Below are 16,353 nucleotides of genomic sequence, written 5' to 3' on the forward strand. Positions count from 1 at the left end.
GCCGCGTCCTTCCTTCGGACAGGCCGCCGCCCCCAAAGAAAAAGGGCCGGACGTTTCCGTCCGACCCCCTTTCCGACAGGCTGGCTGTTACGCCGCCTTCGAGCGCGCGGCGCGCTTGCGCTCGTTGGGATCCAGGAAGCGCTTGCGCAGACGGATCGACTTTGGGGTCACTTCGACCATTTCATCGTCGTCGATATAGGCGATGGCCTGCTCCAGCGTCATCTTCTTCGGCGGGGTCAGGCGGATGGCGTCATCCTTGCCGCCCGACGCGCGGAAGTTGGTCAGCTGCTTGGCCTTCATCGGGTTGACCTCGAGGTCATCCGTCTTGGCGTTCTCGCCGATGATCATGCCTTCGTACAGCGCTTCGCCGTGCCCGACGAACAGGATGCCGCGCTCTTCGAGCGGACCCAGGGCATAGCCCTGCGCTTCGCCCGCGCCGTTCGAGATCAGGACGCCGTTCTTGCGGCCCTCGATCTTGCCCTTGTGGGGGCCGTACTTCTCGAACAGGCGGTTCATGATGCCGGTGCCGCGCGTGTCCGACAGGAACTCGCCGTGATAGCCGATCATGCCGCGCGACGGCGCGGAGAAGGTGATGCGGGTCTTGCCGCCGCCCGAGGGACGCATGTCGGTCATCTCGGCCTTGCGCAGGTTCATCTTCTCGACGACCGTGCCCGAATATTCCTCGTCCACGTCGATGATGACGGTTTCGTACGGCTCGGTCTTCTTGCCGTCCTCGTCCTCGCCGAACAGCACGCGCGGGCGGCTGATGCCCAGCTCGAAGCCTTCGCGGCGCATCGTCTCGATGAGAACGCCCAGCTGGAGTTCGCCGCGACCGGCGACCTCGAAGCTGTCGCGGTCGTCGCTCTCGGTGACCTTCACCGCGACGTTCGATTCCGCTTCGCGCATCAGGCGGTCGCGGATCATGCGGCTGGTGACCTTGGTGCCCTCACGGCCCGCCATCGGCGAGTCGTTCACCGCGAAACGCATCGACAGCGTGGGCGGATCGATCGGCTGCGCCTGAAGCGGCACGGTGACCGAGGTGTCGGCGATGGTGTTCGCGACGGTGGCGACCGCCAGACCCGCCAGCGAGATGATGTCGCCCGCCTTGGCTTCCTCGACCGGCACGCGGTCCAGGCCGCGGAACGACAGGATCTTCGACGCGCGGCCGGTTTCGATCACATTGCCCTCGGCGTCGAGCGCGTGGATCGCCTGGTTCAGCTTGACCGTGCCCGAGTTGACGCGGCCGGTCAGGATACGACCCAGGAAGTTGTCGCGGTCGAGCAAAGTCACCAGGAAGGTGAAGGGCACGTCCTCGACTTCCACCTTCGGGGCGGGGACGTGGTTCACAATCGTCTCGAACATCGGGATCAGCGTGCCTTCGCGCGCGTCCATGTCGGTCGAAGCATAGCCGTTGCGGCCCGAGGCGTAGAGGACCGGGAAGTCCAGCTGCTCGTCATTCGCGTCGAGCGAGACGAACAGGTCGAACACTTCGTCCAGCACTTCCTGGATACGCGCGTCGGCACGGTCGACCTTGTTGACGACGACGATCGGCTTCAGGCCGAGCGCCAGCGCCTTGCCGGTCACGAACTTCGTCTGCGGCATCGCGCCTTCCGACGAGTCGACCAGCAGGACGACGCCGTCGACCATCGAGAGGATGCGCTCCACCTCGCCGCCGAAGTCGGCGTGACCGGGGGTGTCGACGATGTTGATGCGGATCGACTCGTCGCTGCCCGGGGGAGTCCAGTCGACCGAGGTCGGCTTGGCGAGAATGGTGATCCCGCGCTCCTTTTCCAGGTCGTTGGAGTCCATCGCGCGCTCTTCCACGCGCTGGTTGTCACGGAAGGTGCCCGACTGGCGGAACAGCTGATCGACCAGGGTCGTCTTGCCATGGTCGACGTGCGCGATGATCGCCACGTTGCGGAGGCTCATGCAGGTTTCTCTTGTTCGGAGGGTATGTCGCCGCGCGCCATAGCCGAAAGCTGCGCAAAGCGAAAGGGCAGCGGGGATTTTGCGGCGCACAAAGGCGGTGAATGGCTGAAACGAGCGGGAAAGCGACAGGTTCCTCCCCGCTCGTGGGGAGGATTACTTGGCGCGCGGCACCACCTTCAGCGTCCAGTCGGTGTCGGGCCGCAGATATTTCGCCGCCACCGCCTGGATGTCGGCGGGGCCGATCGAGACGAAATCCTGTGCCAGCCGCTGGGTCGCCTCGATCCGGCGGGGGTCGTAGGAGGCCCCCGCCAGGCGCTGCATCCAGAACTGGTTGCCCGACGACATCCGCATCAGCCGCTGCGCCATCGGACGCTTGATCCGCTGCAACTCGTCGGCATCGATTGGATGCGCGGCAAGGTCGGCGGCGATGGCGCGCGCGGTCGACAGGAAGAAGTCGACCTTGTCGGGGGCGACCATGCCGATCGCGATCATCCGCCCGCCGCCGGGCAGGCCGAGCGGCCACTGGCTGCCGACCTGCGGGCTGTAGCTGGCCCCGGCCTGCGATCGGAGCCGGTCGAACAGCCGGTCCGAAAAGACCTGCGCCAGCACGTCCAGCCGGTTGCGGATCCGGTCGTCCCCCGCCCCGCCGCCGGTCGGCCAGGCGATCACCGCTGCCGCCTGGTCGGCCGGGCCGCCATGGGTAAGCACGACCGGCGTGGCGACATGCGCGGGGAAGCGGACCGGGGGCGCGGGCGACCCATCGACCTTGCGCGCGGGGATCGCGCCCAGGCTCTCCGCAACCGCCTTGATCGCTTCGTCGGCCTTCACGTCGCCGAACACCGACACCTCGATCGGGCCCGAGGCGAGCAAGGGCGCCCACAGCGCCTTGAACGACGCGGGGGTGACCGCCGCCACCGCCTCGCGCGGCGGGGTGCCCCAGCGCGGATCGCCGTCGCGCAGCAACCGCTCCAGATCGCGGCCCAGCACGCTGTCGGGCGAGGCGTCGAGCCCGTCATACCCCGCCAGCATCGCCGCCTTGGCCCGGTTGACCGGCGCGGCGTCCCAGCGCGGCGCGATCAGCTTGGCCGCCATCAGCTTCAGATTGTCGGCATAGTCGTCGGGCGAACTCAGCGCGTTGAAGGCAAAGGCATCGTCCTCGATCCCGAAGTCCATCCCCATGCGCCGCCCGGCGGTCAGCCGGTCGAGATCGCCCTGGTCGAACTTACCGATCCCGCCCGCCACCAGCGCCAGATCGGCCGCCCAGGCCGGGCTCTCGCGGTTGGCGGGCAGCGCGTCATAGCCACGCCCGAACCGGACGCGCAGATAGATGCGCGCCGTCTCGCCGTCATTCGCGAACAGCAACAGCCGCACGCCATTGGCGAAGGTGACCTTTTCCAGCCCCAGCGCATCGATCTTCTCGCGCGCCACGACCTTGCCCGGCGCGCCCAGCCTGGGCAGCTGGGCGAAGCTGATCGTGCCCTGTCGGCGGCGCTGTTCGGCAAGCGGGCGGACATCGGCCTTCAGCGCGGCGGTCAGCCGGGCGACCGCATCGGCTTGCGCGGTGCGGGTGTTGACCAGCGCGCGCGTCGCAGTCCCCTGGAAGATCCGGCGGGTCGACGCCAGCACCGTCTCGGGCGTGAACATCCGCGCCGCCACCGCCTGCTTCAAGATCTGATAGCTGCTCTCCGGCGCGGTAACGGTCTCGCGAATGTCGAGCGCGCCGACCATGTCGTCGGCCTGCTTGGCCCCCGCCTCGACCCGCGCGGTCTCGACCTCGGTGCGCAGGATGGCGTCGTAATCGGCGAGCTCGCGGTCGATCTCGGCCTGGGTGGGCGCGGTCGCCATCGCATCGGCGATGACCGCGCGCACGTCCTTGAGCGCAGCCTCCCAATCCTCGCCGAGGGGCACGACGTTCACCGTCGTCATATTGGCCGAGCGGGACACGTCGTCGAGCGCGACGCTGGCCTGCAGGAAGCTGCCCCCCGCCCGCGCCCGGTTTTCCAGCCGGCGGCTGATCAGGCGCGCGGCGACCATGTCGACCATCCGCTTCTGGTTGAAGATCGCGGTGTCGTCGCGATACTGCCAGGGGCGCAGCACCCCCATCGCCACGGTCGGCGGCAGGGCGGGTTCGACCAGCGCACCCGCCATCGGCGCATCGGCCCGGGGGCTGCCGAAATCGGGATCGGGCGGATTGGCGCCGACGCCCTGCCAGCCGCCGAAATTCCGGGTGACCAGTTGCGCCAGGACGAGCGGGTCCATGTCGCCCGAGATGACGACCACCGCGCGCTCGGGCCGATACCATCGGTCGTGGAACGCCCGCACGCTCTCGGGCGTCGCCGCCTCCAGCGTGGCGAGCTGCCCGATCGGCGACCGATCGGCGAGCGGCTGGCCAGCGAAGAAGGTCTCGCGCAGCTTGTCCAAATAGCGGACCTGCGGCCCCGGCTGCTCGCGGCGCTCGGCCAGCACCACCGGCCGCTCGGCATTCAGCGATTGGGCGGTGATCGAGGGGGCCGCCATCATGCCCGCCAGGATCTTCAGGCTCTCGTCCAGCCCCGCCTCGGTCGCGCCGGGCAGGTCGAGCTGATAGACGGTCTGGGTCGGCGTGGTCGAGGCGTTGGAGTCCGACCCGAAGGTCGCGCCCAGCCGCTGCCAGATCCGCTTGGCCTCGCCATCGGGGACATATTGCGAGCCGCGGAACGACAGATGCTCGATCAGATGGGCGAAGCCGCGTTCCGAGTCGCGTTCGTTGAGCGACCCTGCATCGATCCGCACCCGCACCGCCACCTGCCCCGGCGGCACCCCGTTGCGCCGGACCGCAAAGCGCAGGCCATTGGCCAGCCGCCCGAACTTCCACGCCTTGTCCTGCGGCAGGTCGGAGCCCTTGTAGAGCCAGGCGCTCTGGTCGACGCCGGGAATGGGCGGCAGCGGCGCGAGCGGATCGCGCTCGGCGGGCGCGGCGGGCGCGGTCGCCACCGTGACGGGGACGGGCATCCCCTGCGGCACCGAGCGCTGGTCCGTCGGGCCCGGCCGGGGGGCCTGGGCGATGACGGGAAGGGCCAGCCCGATCAGGACCGGCAGGGCAAGACTGCGCAACGCGCGGATCGTGAACGCCATGCCCCCCTCTTATCGCGGCGAACGCGCCACCGCCAGTCGCCCCCAAATCGCCCCAATCCCCCGCCCCGCGGCGCTCCCCCGCCGGGTCGTCGCCATCATTTCGACCCATAGGCGGGCTAGTCCGGCGACACTGACCTTGCGGCAGGAGGACGGCCAACGTCCCCGATGCAGGCGTCGAGGCCGGGGATATGAAGCGCGTGATGACCAAGTCGATGAATGCCGGAGTCCAGCGTCCTTCGCGGGGCGCAATATGGCATAAATCGGGCGCATGCGACGCGGATGCCCCCGCCCCCAGGGCCGACCTGTCGCTGGTCCCGCCCCAGCCCGCTCCGTTCCCGCCGACCGACGCGGCGGCGCGTCCGTCGCTCGGCCGGGCGATCGGCATGCGGTTGCGGCACCTGCCCGACCGGGTGCTCGCGGCCTCCTCGCTGGTTGCCAATGATCCGGTACTCGACGTGCGCGACTTCGGCTGGACGGCGGGGCTCCGTTGCCAGTGGACCGCGATCCGCGACGAGGTGCGCGCCGATCCGGCGGCCGGGGCGGACTGGCGCGCCTGTCCGCGCTTGGCAGCGATCGTCGCGGCGATTCCGGGGCTTCATGATGCCCATATCGCCCGACTCGCGCCCGGTGCGCATGTCCCGCCCCGGCGCGGCGCGACCAAGGGGCTGATCACCTGCCATCTGGGGCTCGCCGTCCCGCGCGACGGCGATGCGCGGATGCGGGTGAAGGATCGCATCGTCCGTTGGGCCGAGGGCGAGACCCTGGTGTTCGACGACACCTATGTCCATGAAATGTGGAACGAGACGGGCGGGACGCGCACCGTCCTGGTCGTCCAGGTCGTCCGCCCGCTGCGCCAGCCGGGACGCTGGATCGCCGAGTCGCTATTGGGACTGGGGCAGCACGACCGCCCCGCCTAAAAATCCCGACCGGGGCCCGTGACGCGGCAACGTTAATATTTTGGCAACCCGCCGACACCAATGGCAAGTCATTCTTTCCATTGGCTTTTGTCACAAAATTGTCATGAAAATCAAAAGTGTCGCCGCCCGCCTGATCGCCCCGGTCCTGGTGTCCGTAATATTGCTCGCCAGCCTGTCGGGGGTGACGCTGCACCTCTCGCAGAGGGTGGCCGCCGCCAATGAAGCCGCCACCGATGCGGGCGCGCTGATGTTCCGGCTGGCGGAACTGCGCTCGCTCAGCCGGTCGTTGCAGCGCGACGCGCTCAACCTGGCACTGGAGGAGGACCCGGCGGAGCGGCAGGTGATCCTGACCAAATTTACCAAGCGACTGGCGAGCTTCGGCGACGAGTTGGCGTCGCTGCGCCGCGCGCCGCCGGGATCGGTGTCGGCCGAGTATCTGGCGTCGCAGGATCAGGTGCGCGCCGAACTGGCGATCGCCGGGCGGCTGGCCAATGGCGGCGACCGGGCGGGCGGCCTGGCCCATTTCCGCCAGCGCGTCCGCCCCGCCGAACGGCGCGCCTCCACGATCGCCGACAGCCGGATCGACGCGCTGAAGGAGGACGTCGCCGCGCTTCACGACCGCGCCGCCGAGACCGCCGAACAGGGTCGCTGGATCCTGATCGGCGCGACCGCGATGCTGGCGGTGATCGGGCTGGCCATGGGGCTGACCATCGCGCTGCGCACGGTGGTGCGCCCGCTGCACGACCTGCGCGCCGCGATGGGGGCGCTGGCCGCAGGGCGGACCGACATCGCCATCCCGCACGGATCGCGCGCGGACGAGGTGGGCGAGATGGCCCGCTCGATGGCGGCGTTTCGCGACCATCTGGCCGAGGCCGAGGCGGCCAAGGCGCGCCAGACCGACCTGATCGTGTCGAGCATCGGCCAGGGCCTGTCCGCGCTGGCGAAGGGGGACCTGACCGCCCGGATCGACGCGCCGCTGGAGGCGCCCTTCGCGCGGCTGAAGGCCGATTTCAACGGCGCGATGCTGGCCTTGCAGGCCGCCATGGCGGCGGTGGCGGGCACGGCGGACGGCATCCGGGCGGGCGCGATCGACATTCGCCAAGCCTCCGACGACCTGTCCCGCCGGACCGAGCAACAGGCCGCCAGCCTGGAGGAAACCGCCGCCGGGATGGACGAGGTCACCGCCACCGTCCGCCACGCCGCCGACGGTGCCGCCCGGGCCGCGCAGGTGGTCGAGCGGACCCGCAGCGAAGCGCGCGAGGGCGGCGCGGTGGTCGACCGCGCACGCGCCGCGATGGGCGACATCGAACACGCCTCGACCGAGATCGCCACGATCATCGGGGTGATCGACGGCATCGCCTTCCAGACCAATCTGCTCGCGCTCAACGCCGGGGTCGAAGCCGCGCGGGCGGGCGATGCGGGCAAGGGCTTCGCGGTCGTCGCGTCCGAGGTGCGCGCGCTGGCACAGCGTTCGGCGGATGCCGCGCGCGACGTGAAGGCGCGGATCCTGGCCAGCGCGGATCAGGTGCGCGTCGGCGTCGACCTGGTCGGCCAGACCGGCGACGCGCTGACCCGGATCAACCAGGGGATGGGCGAGATCGGCGCGCTGATGACCGGCATCGCCAAGGATACCGCGCATCAGGCGGGCAGCATGGGCCAGATCAACCTCGCGCTGACCGAGATGGACGGCGTCACTCAGCAAAATGCCGCGATGGTCGAACAGGCGACCGCCGCCGCGCGCACCCTGGCGCAGGAGGCGGAGGAGCTGAACGCGGCGATCGCCCGCTTCCGCCTGGCCGAGCCGCGCAGCGCCCGGCCGTCGGCGCCGCTGCACCTCGTCGCCTGAGGGGTCGTTTGGAAACGCGCTGGCAGCGCGTTCGGGCGGTACCGGCCCGCCGGAATCGGGTGGGGACCATCATGGCTTGGGGATTCGAAACGCATCCTTTCCCTGCCCGTGCTTGATCCCCGTCGCGACCCGCGCCACATGGGGGATATGCTGATCGAGACCGAACCGACGCCCAATCCGGCGACGCTGAAATTCCTGCCCGGCCGCAAGGTCATGGACAGCGGCACCCGCGACTTCGCCTCGCCCGAGGAAGCCGCCGCCAGCCCGCTGGCCGAGGCGATCTTCAACCTGGGCGACGTGACCGGCGTGTTCTTCGGCCGCGACTTCGTCTCGGTCACGGTCGCGCCCGGCACCGACTGGTCGGATGTGAAGCCCGACGTGCTCGGCATTCTGCTCGACCATTTCTCGGCACAGATGCCGCTGTTCAGGCAGGGCGCGGCCGACTTCGCGGTTCCGGGCGAGGAAGAGGCGTTCGCCGACGATCCCGAGGATGCCGACATCGTCGCGCAAATCCGCGAACTGATCGACACGCGCGTCCGGCCCGCGGTCGCCAATGACGGCGGCGACATCGTCTATCGCGGCTTCGACAAGGGCAAGGTCTATCTCAAGATGCAGGGCGCCTGCGCGGGTTGCCCCTCCTCCACCGCGACGCTCAAGAACGGCATCGAGCAGTTGCTGCGCCATTATGTCCCCGAAGTCACCGAAGTGAGGGCCGTCTGATGAACCCGATCGACGACGCCAGCCTCGACCGGCTGTTCCGCGAAGGACGGACCTTCAACCATTATCTCGACACGCCCGTCGGCGAGGACGAGATTCGCGCGGTCTGGGACCTGATGAAGATGGCCCCGACCTCGACCAACCAGAGCCCGGCACGCATGGTCTGGTGCCTGAGCCAGGAGGCGAAGGACAGGCTGGCCGACTGCGCGACGGGCAGCAACGCGGACAAGATCCGCGCCGCCCCCGCCGCCGTGGTGATCGGCATGGACGTGAATTTCCACGAAAACCTGCCGCAGCTGTTCCCGCATGTGGATGCCAAGAGCTGGTTCGACGGCAATACCGAGCTGCGCGAAGCCTCCGCCTTCCGCAACAGTTCGCTTCAGGGCGCCTATCTGATCCTGGCCGCGCGCGCGCTGGGGCTGGATACCGGCGCGATGTCGGGCTTCGACCAGGGCGCGGTGGACAAGGCGTTCTTCGCCGACCAGCCGGGCGTGCGGTCCAACTTCATCGCGACGATCGGCTATGGCGACCGCAGCACGCTGCACCCGCGCAATCCCCGCCTGTCGTTCGAACAGGCCAACCGGATCGTCTGAGCCCCATCTTGCGCACGCTGGTCATCGACACCGCCACCGCCGCCTGCTCGGTCGCCCTTCTGGAGGGCGAGCGGGTGATCGGCCATGCCCATGACGTCGTCGGGCGCGGCCATGCCGAAAAGCTGGTGCCGATGATCGCCGCGCTGCCCGATGGCGGCCGGGCGGCGCGCATCCTGGTCGATTGCGGCCCCGGCAGCTTCACCGGCATCCGGGTCGGCATCGCCGCCGCGCGCGGGCTGGCGCTGGGCTGGGGCGTCGGCGCCACCGGCTATCACTCGCTGGCGCTGGTCGCCGCCGCCGCCTTTGCGACGCGGACGGACGAGGCGCTGACCGTCGTGCTGGAGGGCGGGCATGGCGAGGTGTTCGTCCAGGCCTTTGCCCGCGACCTGACGCCGCTCTCCCCCTTCGCCTCGATGAAGCCCGATGCCGCGCTCGCCGCGCTGGAGGGCCGGGTGGCGGTCGGTAACGGCGTGCGCTGGCTGACTGCGCTCGCCCCCGACCTGCCGGTGGTCGAGGCGCTGCCCGATGCGTCCGAGGCCTGGCGACTGCCGCCCGGGCTGGTCGGCCTGGCGCCGCGCCCCGTCTATGGCCGTGCGCCCGATGCCAAGCTGCCGGGTGGCATCACCCCGCCCGAGCTCGTCGCCTGATGGCCAGCCTCAGCGTGCAGCTGCGCGCCGGGGATGCCCGCGATGCGGGCGCGGCCGAGCAGGTCATGGCCGCCGCCTTCGATCCGCAATGGGGCGAGGCCTGGACGCGGGCCCAGTTGCTGGGCGTCATGACGATGCCCGGCGTCCATCTGCTGATCGCCGAGGCGGGCGGCGAACCGGCGGGCTTCGCGCTGACCCGCGCCGTGATGGACGAGGCCGAGCTGCTGCTGCTGGGCGTCGTCCCCGATCATCGCCGCCATGGGATCGCCAGCGCGCTGATCCGCTCGGTGATCGCCGACTGCGCCGCGTCGGGGGTGGTGACGCTGCACCTGGAGGTCCGCTCGAACAATCCGGCCGTGCTGTTCTATACCGCGCACGGCTTTGCCAAATGCGGCGAACGGCGTAATTATTACAAGGGCGCGGACGGGCGGCATTACGATGCCCACACCTATGCCCGCGCCATCGCCTGACCCGATCACAGTTTCCGGGTTATTGCGAGTCGCTATCCCCTTTTCGCAATTAGGCTTTGCGCGTAGAGAGGGGGTCAGCCCGAGGAGTTGAACGTTACCATGGCCCGCAAAATCGATCTTGAAGCGCTGTGCGCGCAAAAGGGACTGCGCATCACCGAACAGCGCCGCGTGATCGCCCGCGTCCTGTCGGAAGCGGAGGACCATCCCGATGTGGAAAAGGTCTATGAGCGCGCCGCCAAGATCGATCCGGGCATCTCGATCGCGACGGTGTACCGCACCGTCCGCCTGTTCGAGGAAGCCGGCATCCTGGACCGCCACGATTTCGGCGACGGCCGCGCCCGTTATGAACCCTCGCCCGAGGCGCATCACGATCACCTGATCGATGTCGAGACCGGCCGCGTGATCGAGTTCGTCGACCCCGAGCTGGAACAGCTGCAAAAGGCGATCGCCGAGAAGCTGGGCTTCCGCCTGGTCGACCACCGGATGGAGCTTTACGGCGTCAGCCTCGACCGCAAGGGATGACGGCGAGCATCGCCTTGTCCGATGCCGACCACAAGGGCGGCCTGCGTGCAGCGGGTCGCCTTTCGTGCATTATCGGCACGCTGCTGGTCGCGCTGATGCTGCATGGGGCCTGGCGGGCACTCGGACGCCGCTCGCCCTGGCCGCCCCGGTTCCTGCGCCGGGTCGCCATCATCCTGGGCGCGGACATTCGGGTCACCGGCACCCCGCTCCGGCGGGATGCGATGATCGCGGCCAATCACCTGAGCTGGATGGACATACTGCTGCTGGCGGGCACATCGGGCACCCGCTTCGTCGCCAAGGCGGAGGTGGCGGCGCTGCCGCTGATCGGCTGGCTGGCGGGGCTCAACCGCACCGTGTTCGTCGCGCGCGGCGACCGCCTGGGGGTCGGCGATCAGGTGGCGACCATCCGCGCCGCGCTGACCGAGGGGCAGACGCTGGCGATCTTTCCGGAGGGGACGACGGGCGACGATCTGCACCTCCTGCCCTTCAAGCCCGCGCTGTTCGCCGCCTTGGTCCCGCCCATTCCCGGCATCCGCGTCCAGCCGGTGCGGATCGACTATGGCGCGGCGGCGGCCGATCTGGCGTGGCTGGGCGACGATGCGGGCGACGCCCATGCCAGGCGGGTGCTGCGGCGACCGGGGCGCTTCGTGGTGACGCTTCATTATCTGGAGCCGTTCGACCCCGCCGACTTCCCCGACCGCAAGGCGATCGCCGCCGAGGCACGGGCGCGCATCGCCGCGTCCTGACCCGTTTGTCGCATCGCGCGGGGCCCCTGTCCTGCCAGGCACGACGCCCCCATCGCCGACGCTGGCGAGGCCCCGCGATTTGCGATAAGGGGCGCGTCATGCCCGCATCTCCCAAGACCTTCCACGTCAAGTCCTTCGGCTGTCAGATGAACGTCTATGACGGCGAGCGCATGGCCGAGCTGATGGCCGCGCAAGGCCTGTCCGCGACCGACGATGCCGGTGCCGCCGATCTGGTGGTGCTCAACACCTGCCACATCCGCGAACGCGCGACCGAGCGCGTCTATTCGGAGATCGGCCGTATCCGCAAGGACGCCGCCGACGAGGGCCGCAAGCCGATGATCGCGGTCGCCGGCTGCGTCGCGCAGGCCGAAGGGCCCGAGATCGTCCGCCGCGCCAAGGTCGATGTGGTGGTCGGCCCGCAGGCCTATCACAACCTGCCCGACCTGGTCGCCAGGGCGGCGGCGGGCGAGGCCGCGCTCGACACCGACATGCCGGTCGAGTCAAAATTCGTCCACCTGCCCGGCCGTCGCAAGGTCGGCCCCTCGGCCTTCCTGACCGTGCAGGAGGGTTGCGACAAATTCTGCACCTATTGCGTGGTGCCCTATACGCGCGGGGCGGAGGTCAGCCGCTCCTATTCGGCGATCATGGACGAGGCGCGCGCACTGGTCGAAGCGGGCGCGCGCGAGATCACGCTGCTGGGCCAGAACGTCAATGCCTGGAACGACGCCGACGACCGGGGGCTGCACGGGCTGATCCGCGAGATGGACCGGATTCCGGGGCTGCACCGCATCCGCTACACGACCAGCCACCCCAATGACATGACGCAGGGGCTGATCGACGCGCACCGCGATGTCGAGAGCCTGATGCCCTTCCTCCACCTGCCGGTCCAGTCGGGCAGCGACCGCATCCTGAAGGCGATGAACCGCCAGCATAGCCGCGACAGCTATATGCGGGTGATCGACCGGGTGCGCGCGGCGCGCCCCGACATCGCATTGTCGGGCGACTTCATCGTCGGCTTTCCGGGGGAGACCGAGGCGGAGTTCGCCGACACGCTGAGCCTGGTCGACGCGATGGGCCATGCGCAGGCATTCAGCTTCAAATACTCCCCCCGCCCCGGCACCCCCGCCGCGACCATGGCCGACCAGGTCCCCGCCGAGGTGATGGACGACCGGCTCCAGCGTCTCCAGGCCGCGCTCAACCGCGACCAGCACGCCTTCAACATGGCGAGCGTCGGGCGGAACTGCACCGTCCTGATCGAGCGGCGCGGCAAGCTACCCGGCCAGATGCTGGGCAAGTCGCCCTGGTTGCAGTCGGTCCACCTGATCGGCGACCACCAGATCGGCGATCTGGTCGAGGTGGAACTGGTCGCGGCGGGCCCGAACTCGCTGACCGGACAGGCCAAGGTCAAGGCGGCGGCGTAAGCCGTCCCCCTACCTCCGTTCAGGCTGAGCGAAGTCGAAGCCCAAGATGATTGTTCGCGCGGAGACGCGGAGGCGCGGAGATGTCCCGCCCGCTGATGCTTCACTCAGCCCGCGCGACCGGAAGACCTTTTCCATGGCGAATGGCTAACAGGCCGAGATCGCGGCTGGATGCGCACTCTCCGCGCCTCCGCGTCTCCGCGCGAACCAAATTTTCTGGATCGCGCAGAGGCGCAGAGAGCGCAGAGGAAGAAGAGGGTCTCCCGATCGCAAAGGGGGGCTCTTCTTCTCTGCGTCCTCCGCGCCTCTGCGCGCGAAAAACCGTCCCGCCGACACACCTATGTCATGCAATTTCGCTGGCGTTCCGTGCCCTGCCATCCCATCTTGGCGGGACAACAGACGGTGAAAGGACCGCATGAGCCGCAAGCCCCTCCCCGCCCAGGCCGGTGAACGCAGCCGGGCGGAACTCAGCTTCGACAAGCCGCAAGTGCTGGCGCAGCTGTTCGGCCAATATGACCGCAATCTGGTCGCGTTGGAAAATCGATTGGGCGTCTACATCACCGCGCGCGGCAACCGCGTCGGGCTGGAGGGGACCTCGGAGCAGGTGGCGCTGGCCCGCGACGTGCTGAACGACCTCTATGCCCGTATCCAGCGCGGCGAGGAGGTCGACACCGGCCTGGTCGACGCCGCGATCGCGATGGCCTCCGAACCGACGCTCGACGGCATTCTCAGCGCCGAGCGGACGTCCGCCCCGCCGATCATGATCCGCACGCGCAAGAAGACGATCGTCCCGCGCACGCCCGCCCAGGCGCATTACATGAAGCAGCTCGTGTCCAACGACATGATCTTCGCGCTCGGTCCGGCGGGCACCGGCAAGACCTATGTCGCGGTCGCGCAGGCGGTGGCGCAGCTCATCACCGGATCGGTCCAGCGGCTGATCCTGTCGCGCCCCGCGGTCGAGGCGGGCGAGCGGCTGGGCTTCCTGCCCGGCGACATGAAGGAGAAGGTCGATCCCTATCTCCGTCCGCTCTACGACGCGCTCTACGACTGCCTGCCCGCCGAGCAGGTGGAACGGCGGATCGCCAGCGGCGAGATCGAGATCGCGCCGATCGCCTTCATGCGCGGCCGGACGCTGGCCGATGCCTTCGTCATCCTCGACGAGGCGCAGAACACCACCCCTGCGCAGATGAAGATGTTCCTGACCCGCTTCGGCCAGAACAGCCGGATGGTGATCTGCGGCGATCCCAACCAGGTCGACTTGCCCGGCGGCGTCGCGGCCTCGGGCCTGGCGGATGCGGTGCGGCGCCTGGAGGGCGTGGAGGGGATCGCGATGAGCCGCTTCACCGCCGCCGACGTGGTGCGCCATCCCATCGTCGGGCGGATCGTCGATGCCTATGAAGGGCCAAATGCCTGACGGCCTCGTCCTTTCGTTGGCGTAACGCCGGAACTGTTGATAGGGGGCGGCGATTTACCGTCCGACCGCCCCCGCCGCCCCTGAAAGGCCCCGATGATCGAGATTGCGCTGATCCATGAAGAGCCCTGGTCCGGCGACGAGGACCAGTGGACCGCGCTCGCCACCCGCGCCGCCCGCGCCGCGATCGAGCGGACGCCGCATGGCCCCCTGCTGACCACGCCCGCGATCATCGAGATCTCGGTCCGGCTGACCAGCGATGACGAGGTGCACGCGCTCAATCGCCAGTACCGACAGAAGGACAAGTCGACCAACGTCCTGTCCTTCCCAATGGTCCAGCCCGACCTGATCGAGACGGTCACGCAGAATTCGGACGATGGCGAGGTGCTGCTGGGCGACATCGTGCTGGCGCATGGCGTGTGCGTCGCCGAGGCGGCCGAACGCGGGATCGCGACCGAAACCCATGCGACTCATCTGCTGGTGCACGGCGTGCTTCATCTGCTAGGCTATGACCATATGCAGGATGACGAGGCCGAAGCGATGGAAGCGATCGAGCGCGACGCGCTGGCCAGCCTCGGCATCGCCGACCCCTATCTGATACGCGAGGACTGACACCCCCCGATGGCCGACGGCCCCAGTAGCAGCACCGGCAACGGTGACTCCCACGAATCCGGTATCTGGCAGGGGCTGAAATCCCTGATCTTCGGCGGCGATCAGGAAGAATCGCTGCGCGACCAGCTGGAAGAGGCGATCGACCGGCACGAGGACGATCCCGGCCCCGACGCCAAGGGCGACCTGACCCCGCTGGAGCGGCAGATGGTCCGCAACCTCCTGCATTTCGGCGAGCGCGACGCGGGCGATGTGGGCGTCCCCCGCGCCGACATCATCGCGATCGAGGAGCGGACGACCTTCGACCATCTCGTCCAAATTTTTGCCGAGGCCGGGCATAGCCGCCTGCCCGTCTATCGCGAGACGCTCGACCAGATCATCGGCATGGTCCATATCAAGGACGTGTTCAACATCCTGGCGACCGGCGCGGAGCATCCCGCCACCCTCGCCGGGCTGATCCGCGATCCGCTGTATGTGCCGATGTCGCGTGGCGCGCTCGATCTGCTCGCCGACATGCGCCAGAAGCGGGTGCATCTGGCGGTGGTGCTCGACGAATATTCGGGCACCGAAGGGCTCGTCACCATCGAGGACTTGATCGAGGAAATCGTCGGCGAGATCGAGGACGAGCATGACGAGGCGCCGCAGGCGCTGCTCGTGCCGCTCGACGGCGGGGCCTGGGACGCCGATGCGCGGGTCGGGCTGGAGGAGGTCGCGCGCACCGTCGACCCCGCGCTCGAAGAGGCGGAGGACGATGTCGACACGCTGGGCGGCCTGACCGCGGTGATGGCGGGACAGGTGCCGCCGGTCGGCACGTGCCTCGACCATCCCAGCGGCTGGCGGATCGAGGTGACGGAGGCCGACGAGCGCCGCATCCACCGCCTGCGCCTGCATCCCGCGGTGGCGGCGGCGGAGGATTGATCCGCGCCTGACGGGGATCGGCGGGTCTGCGCAGCGAGGACCTGGTCAGTCCCCTTCACCACGGCGATATGGTGGGCGGTTTGCCGGACGCCCCGGCAAACCGCCCCTGTTCATCCCCGCGCCTGCGGGGATCGGAAACGCATCAGGTTGGCAGTCTCCGAACCATCGCGCGGTGCGGTGCATCGGACCGCTGTTTCGCTTTCGACGCATTGCTCATAGCTGGAGTAATGGATGTCCAGGCGCGGCTGACCGGCAAAGTCATAGCCTGAACACCGGATCTCCACCTCCTGCTGACAGGTCGGCCGTGCCAGCGCTGGCGTGGCCGCCCCCGCAATGGCAACCGTCGCCAGTGCGGCGAACCCTGGAATGGACAGCACAATCTTCGTCATCTTGGCCTCCCTGAACATGCCATGTGGCATGAGGATGCTAGGCCTGGTCAGGTCGTACGCAATGACTCTCGCATTCGTTTCGGATTTACCTACGCCGCCGAATAAAT

15 protein-coding genes are annotated in these 16,353 nt (G+C 68.9%); 12 read left to right on the forward strand and 3 right to left on the reverse strand.

Translation table 11 applies throughout. The features are described 5' to 3' along the window. Positions 1-87: 87 nt before the first annotated feature. Both typA and QE360_RS03155 read right to left on the reverse strand, forming a co-directional pair. Positions 88-1,929: a translational GTPase TypA gene (typA, locus tag QE360_RS03150; protein WP_307102873.1), complete on the reverse strand. Its 1,842-nt coding sequence runs from the start codon at positions 1,927-1,929 to the stop codon at positions 88-90. Positions 1,930-2,082: 153 nt separating this feature from the next. Further along, positions 2,083-5,043, reverse strand: coding sequence for an insulinase family protein (locus tag QE360_RS03155; protein ID WP_309699225.1), 2,961 nt, complete (start codon positions 5,041-5,043; stop codon positions 2,083-2,085). A 200-nt stretch (positions 5,044-5,243) separates the two neighbouring features. On the opposite strand from QE360_RS03155, the gene QE360_RS03160 reads away from it, so the two are divergent. The 12 genes from QE360_RS03160 (at position 5,244) to QE360_RS03215 (ending at position 15,857) form a co-directional block, all read left to right on the forward strand. After that, the gene (locus QE360_RS03160; protein WP_309699227.1) at positions 5,244-5,960 is read left to right on the forward strand and encodes an aspartyl/asparaginyl beta-hydroxylase domain-containing protein; all 717 of its coding nucleotides are present in this window, start codon (positions 5,244-5,246) and stop codon (positions 5,958-5,960) included. A 103-nt stretch (positions 5,961-6,063) separates the two neighbouring features. Next, a complete protein-coding gene (locus QE360_RS03165) occupies positions 6,064-7,806 on the forward strand; it encodes a methyl-accepting chemotaxis protein (RefSeq protein ID WP_309699229.1) in 1,743 nt (580 codons plus the stop codon). Between the two features lie 147 nt (positions 7,807-7,953). After that, complete coding sequence (locus tag QE360_RS03170) at positions 7,954-8,526, forward strand: NifU family protein (RefSeq protein WP_307102865.1); 573 nt, start codon at positions 7,954-7,956, stop codon at positions 8,524-8,526. Further along, on the forward strand, positions 8,526-9,116 hold the full coding sequence (locus QE360_RS03175) for a malonic semialdehyde reductase (RefSeq protein WP_307102863.1): 591 nt from the start codon (positions 8,526-8,528) through the stop codon (positions 9,114-9,116). The genes QE360_RS03170 and QE360_RS03175 overlap by 1 nt, the downstream gene beginning before the upstream one ends. Positions 9,117-9,124: 8 nt before the next feature. Then, positions 9,125-9,763, forward strand: a complete 639-nt coding sequence (tsaB, locus tag QE360_RS03180; RefSeq protein ID WP_309699231.1) for a tRNA (adenosine(37)-N6)-threonylcarbamoyltransferase complex dimerization subunit type 1 TsaB — start codon at positions 9,125-9,127, stop codon at positions 9,761-9,763. Beyond that, complete coding sequence (locus QE360_RS03185; protein WP_309699232.1) at positions 9,763-10,233, forward strand: GNAT family N-acetyltransferase; 471 nt, start codon at positions 9,763-9,765, stop codon at positions 10,231-10,233. The genes tsaB and QE360_RS03185 overlap by 1 nt, the downstream gene beginning before the upstream one ends. A 99-nt stretch (positions 10,234-10,332) precedes the next feature. Next, positions 10,333-10,755 carry a Fur family transcriptional regulator gene (locus QE360_RS03190; RefSeq protein ID WP_007406973.1) on the forward strand — a complete coding sequence of 141 codons (423 nt, stop codon included), beginning with the start codon at positions 10,333-10,335 and terminating at the stop codon, positions 10,753-10,755. Continuing rightward, the gene (locus QE360_RS03195) at positions 10,752-11,501 is read left to right on the forward strand and encodes a lysophospholipid acyltransferase family protein (RefSeq protein WP_309699234.1); all 750 of its coding nucleotides are present in this window, start codon (positions 10,752-10,754) and stop codon (positions 11,499-11,501) included. The genes QE360_RS03190 and QE360_RS03195 overlap by 4 nt, the downstream gene beginning before the upstream one ends. A 98-nt stretch (positions 11,502-11,599) precedes the next feature. Beyond that, complete coding sequence (gene miaB, locus QE360_RS03200; protein ID WP_309699237.1) at positions 11,600-12,922, forward strand: tRNA (N6-isopentenyl adenosine(37)-C2)-methylthiotransferase MiaB; 1,323 nt, start codon at positions 11,600-11,602, stop codon at positions 12,920-12,922. Between the two features lie 412 nt (positions 12,923-13,334). After that, entirely contained in the window at positions 13,335-14,333 is a 999-nt protein-coding gene (locus QE360_RS03205; protein ID WP_307102852.1) for a PhoH family protein, read from the forward strand. 93 nt (positions 14,334-14,426) lie between these two features. Continuing rightward, positions 14,427-14,942, forward strand: coding sequence for an rRNA maturation RNase YbeY (gene ybeY / locus QE360_RS03210; RefSeq protein ID WP_307102851.1), 516 nt, complete (start codon positions 14,427-14,429; stop codon positions 14,940-14,942). A gap of 9 nt (positions 14,943-14,951) precedes the next feature. Further along, positions 14,952-15,857 (forward strand): hemolysin family protein, encoded by a 906-nt coding sequence (locus QE360_RS03215; RefSeq protein WP_309692636.1) that lies wholly within the window; start codon positions 14,952-14,954, stop codon positions 15,855-15,857. Positions 15,858-15,967: 110 nt separating this feature from the next. On the opposite strand, the gene QE360_RS03220 is transcribed toward QE360_RS03215, so the two are convergent. Further along, positions 15,968-16,246: a hypothetical protein gene (locus QE360_RS03220; protein WP_309699239.1), complete on the reverse strand. Its 279-nt coding sequence runs from the start codon at positions 16,244-16,246 to the stop codon at positions 15,968-15,970. Positions 16,247-16,353 lie beyond the last annotated feature (107 nt).

Origin of the sequence: Sphingomonas sp. SORGH_AS_0789, from assembly GCF_031453055.1 — a bacterium.
Taxonomy (GTDB): domain Bacteria; phylum Pseudomonadota; class Alphaproteobacteria; order Sphingomonadales; family Sphingomonadaceae; genus Sphingomonas.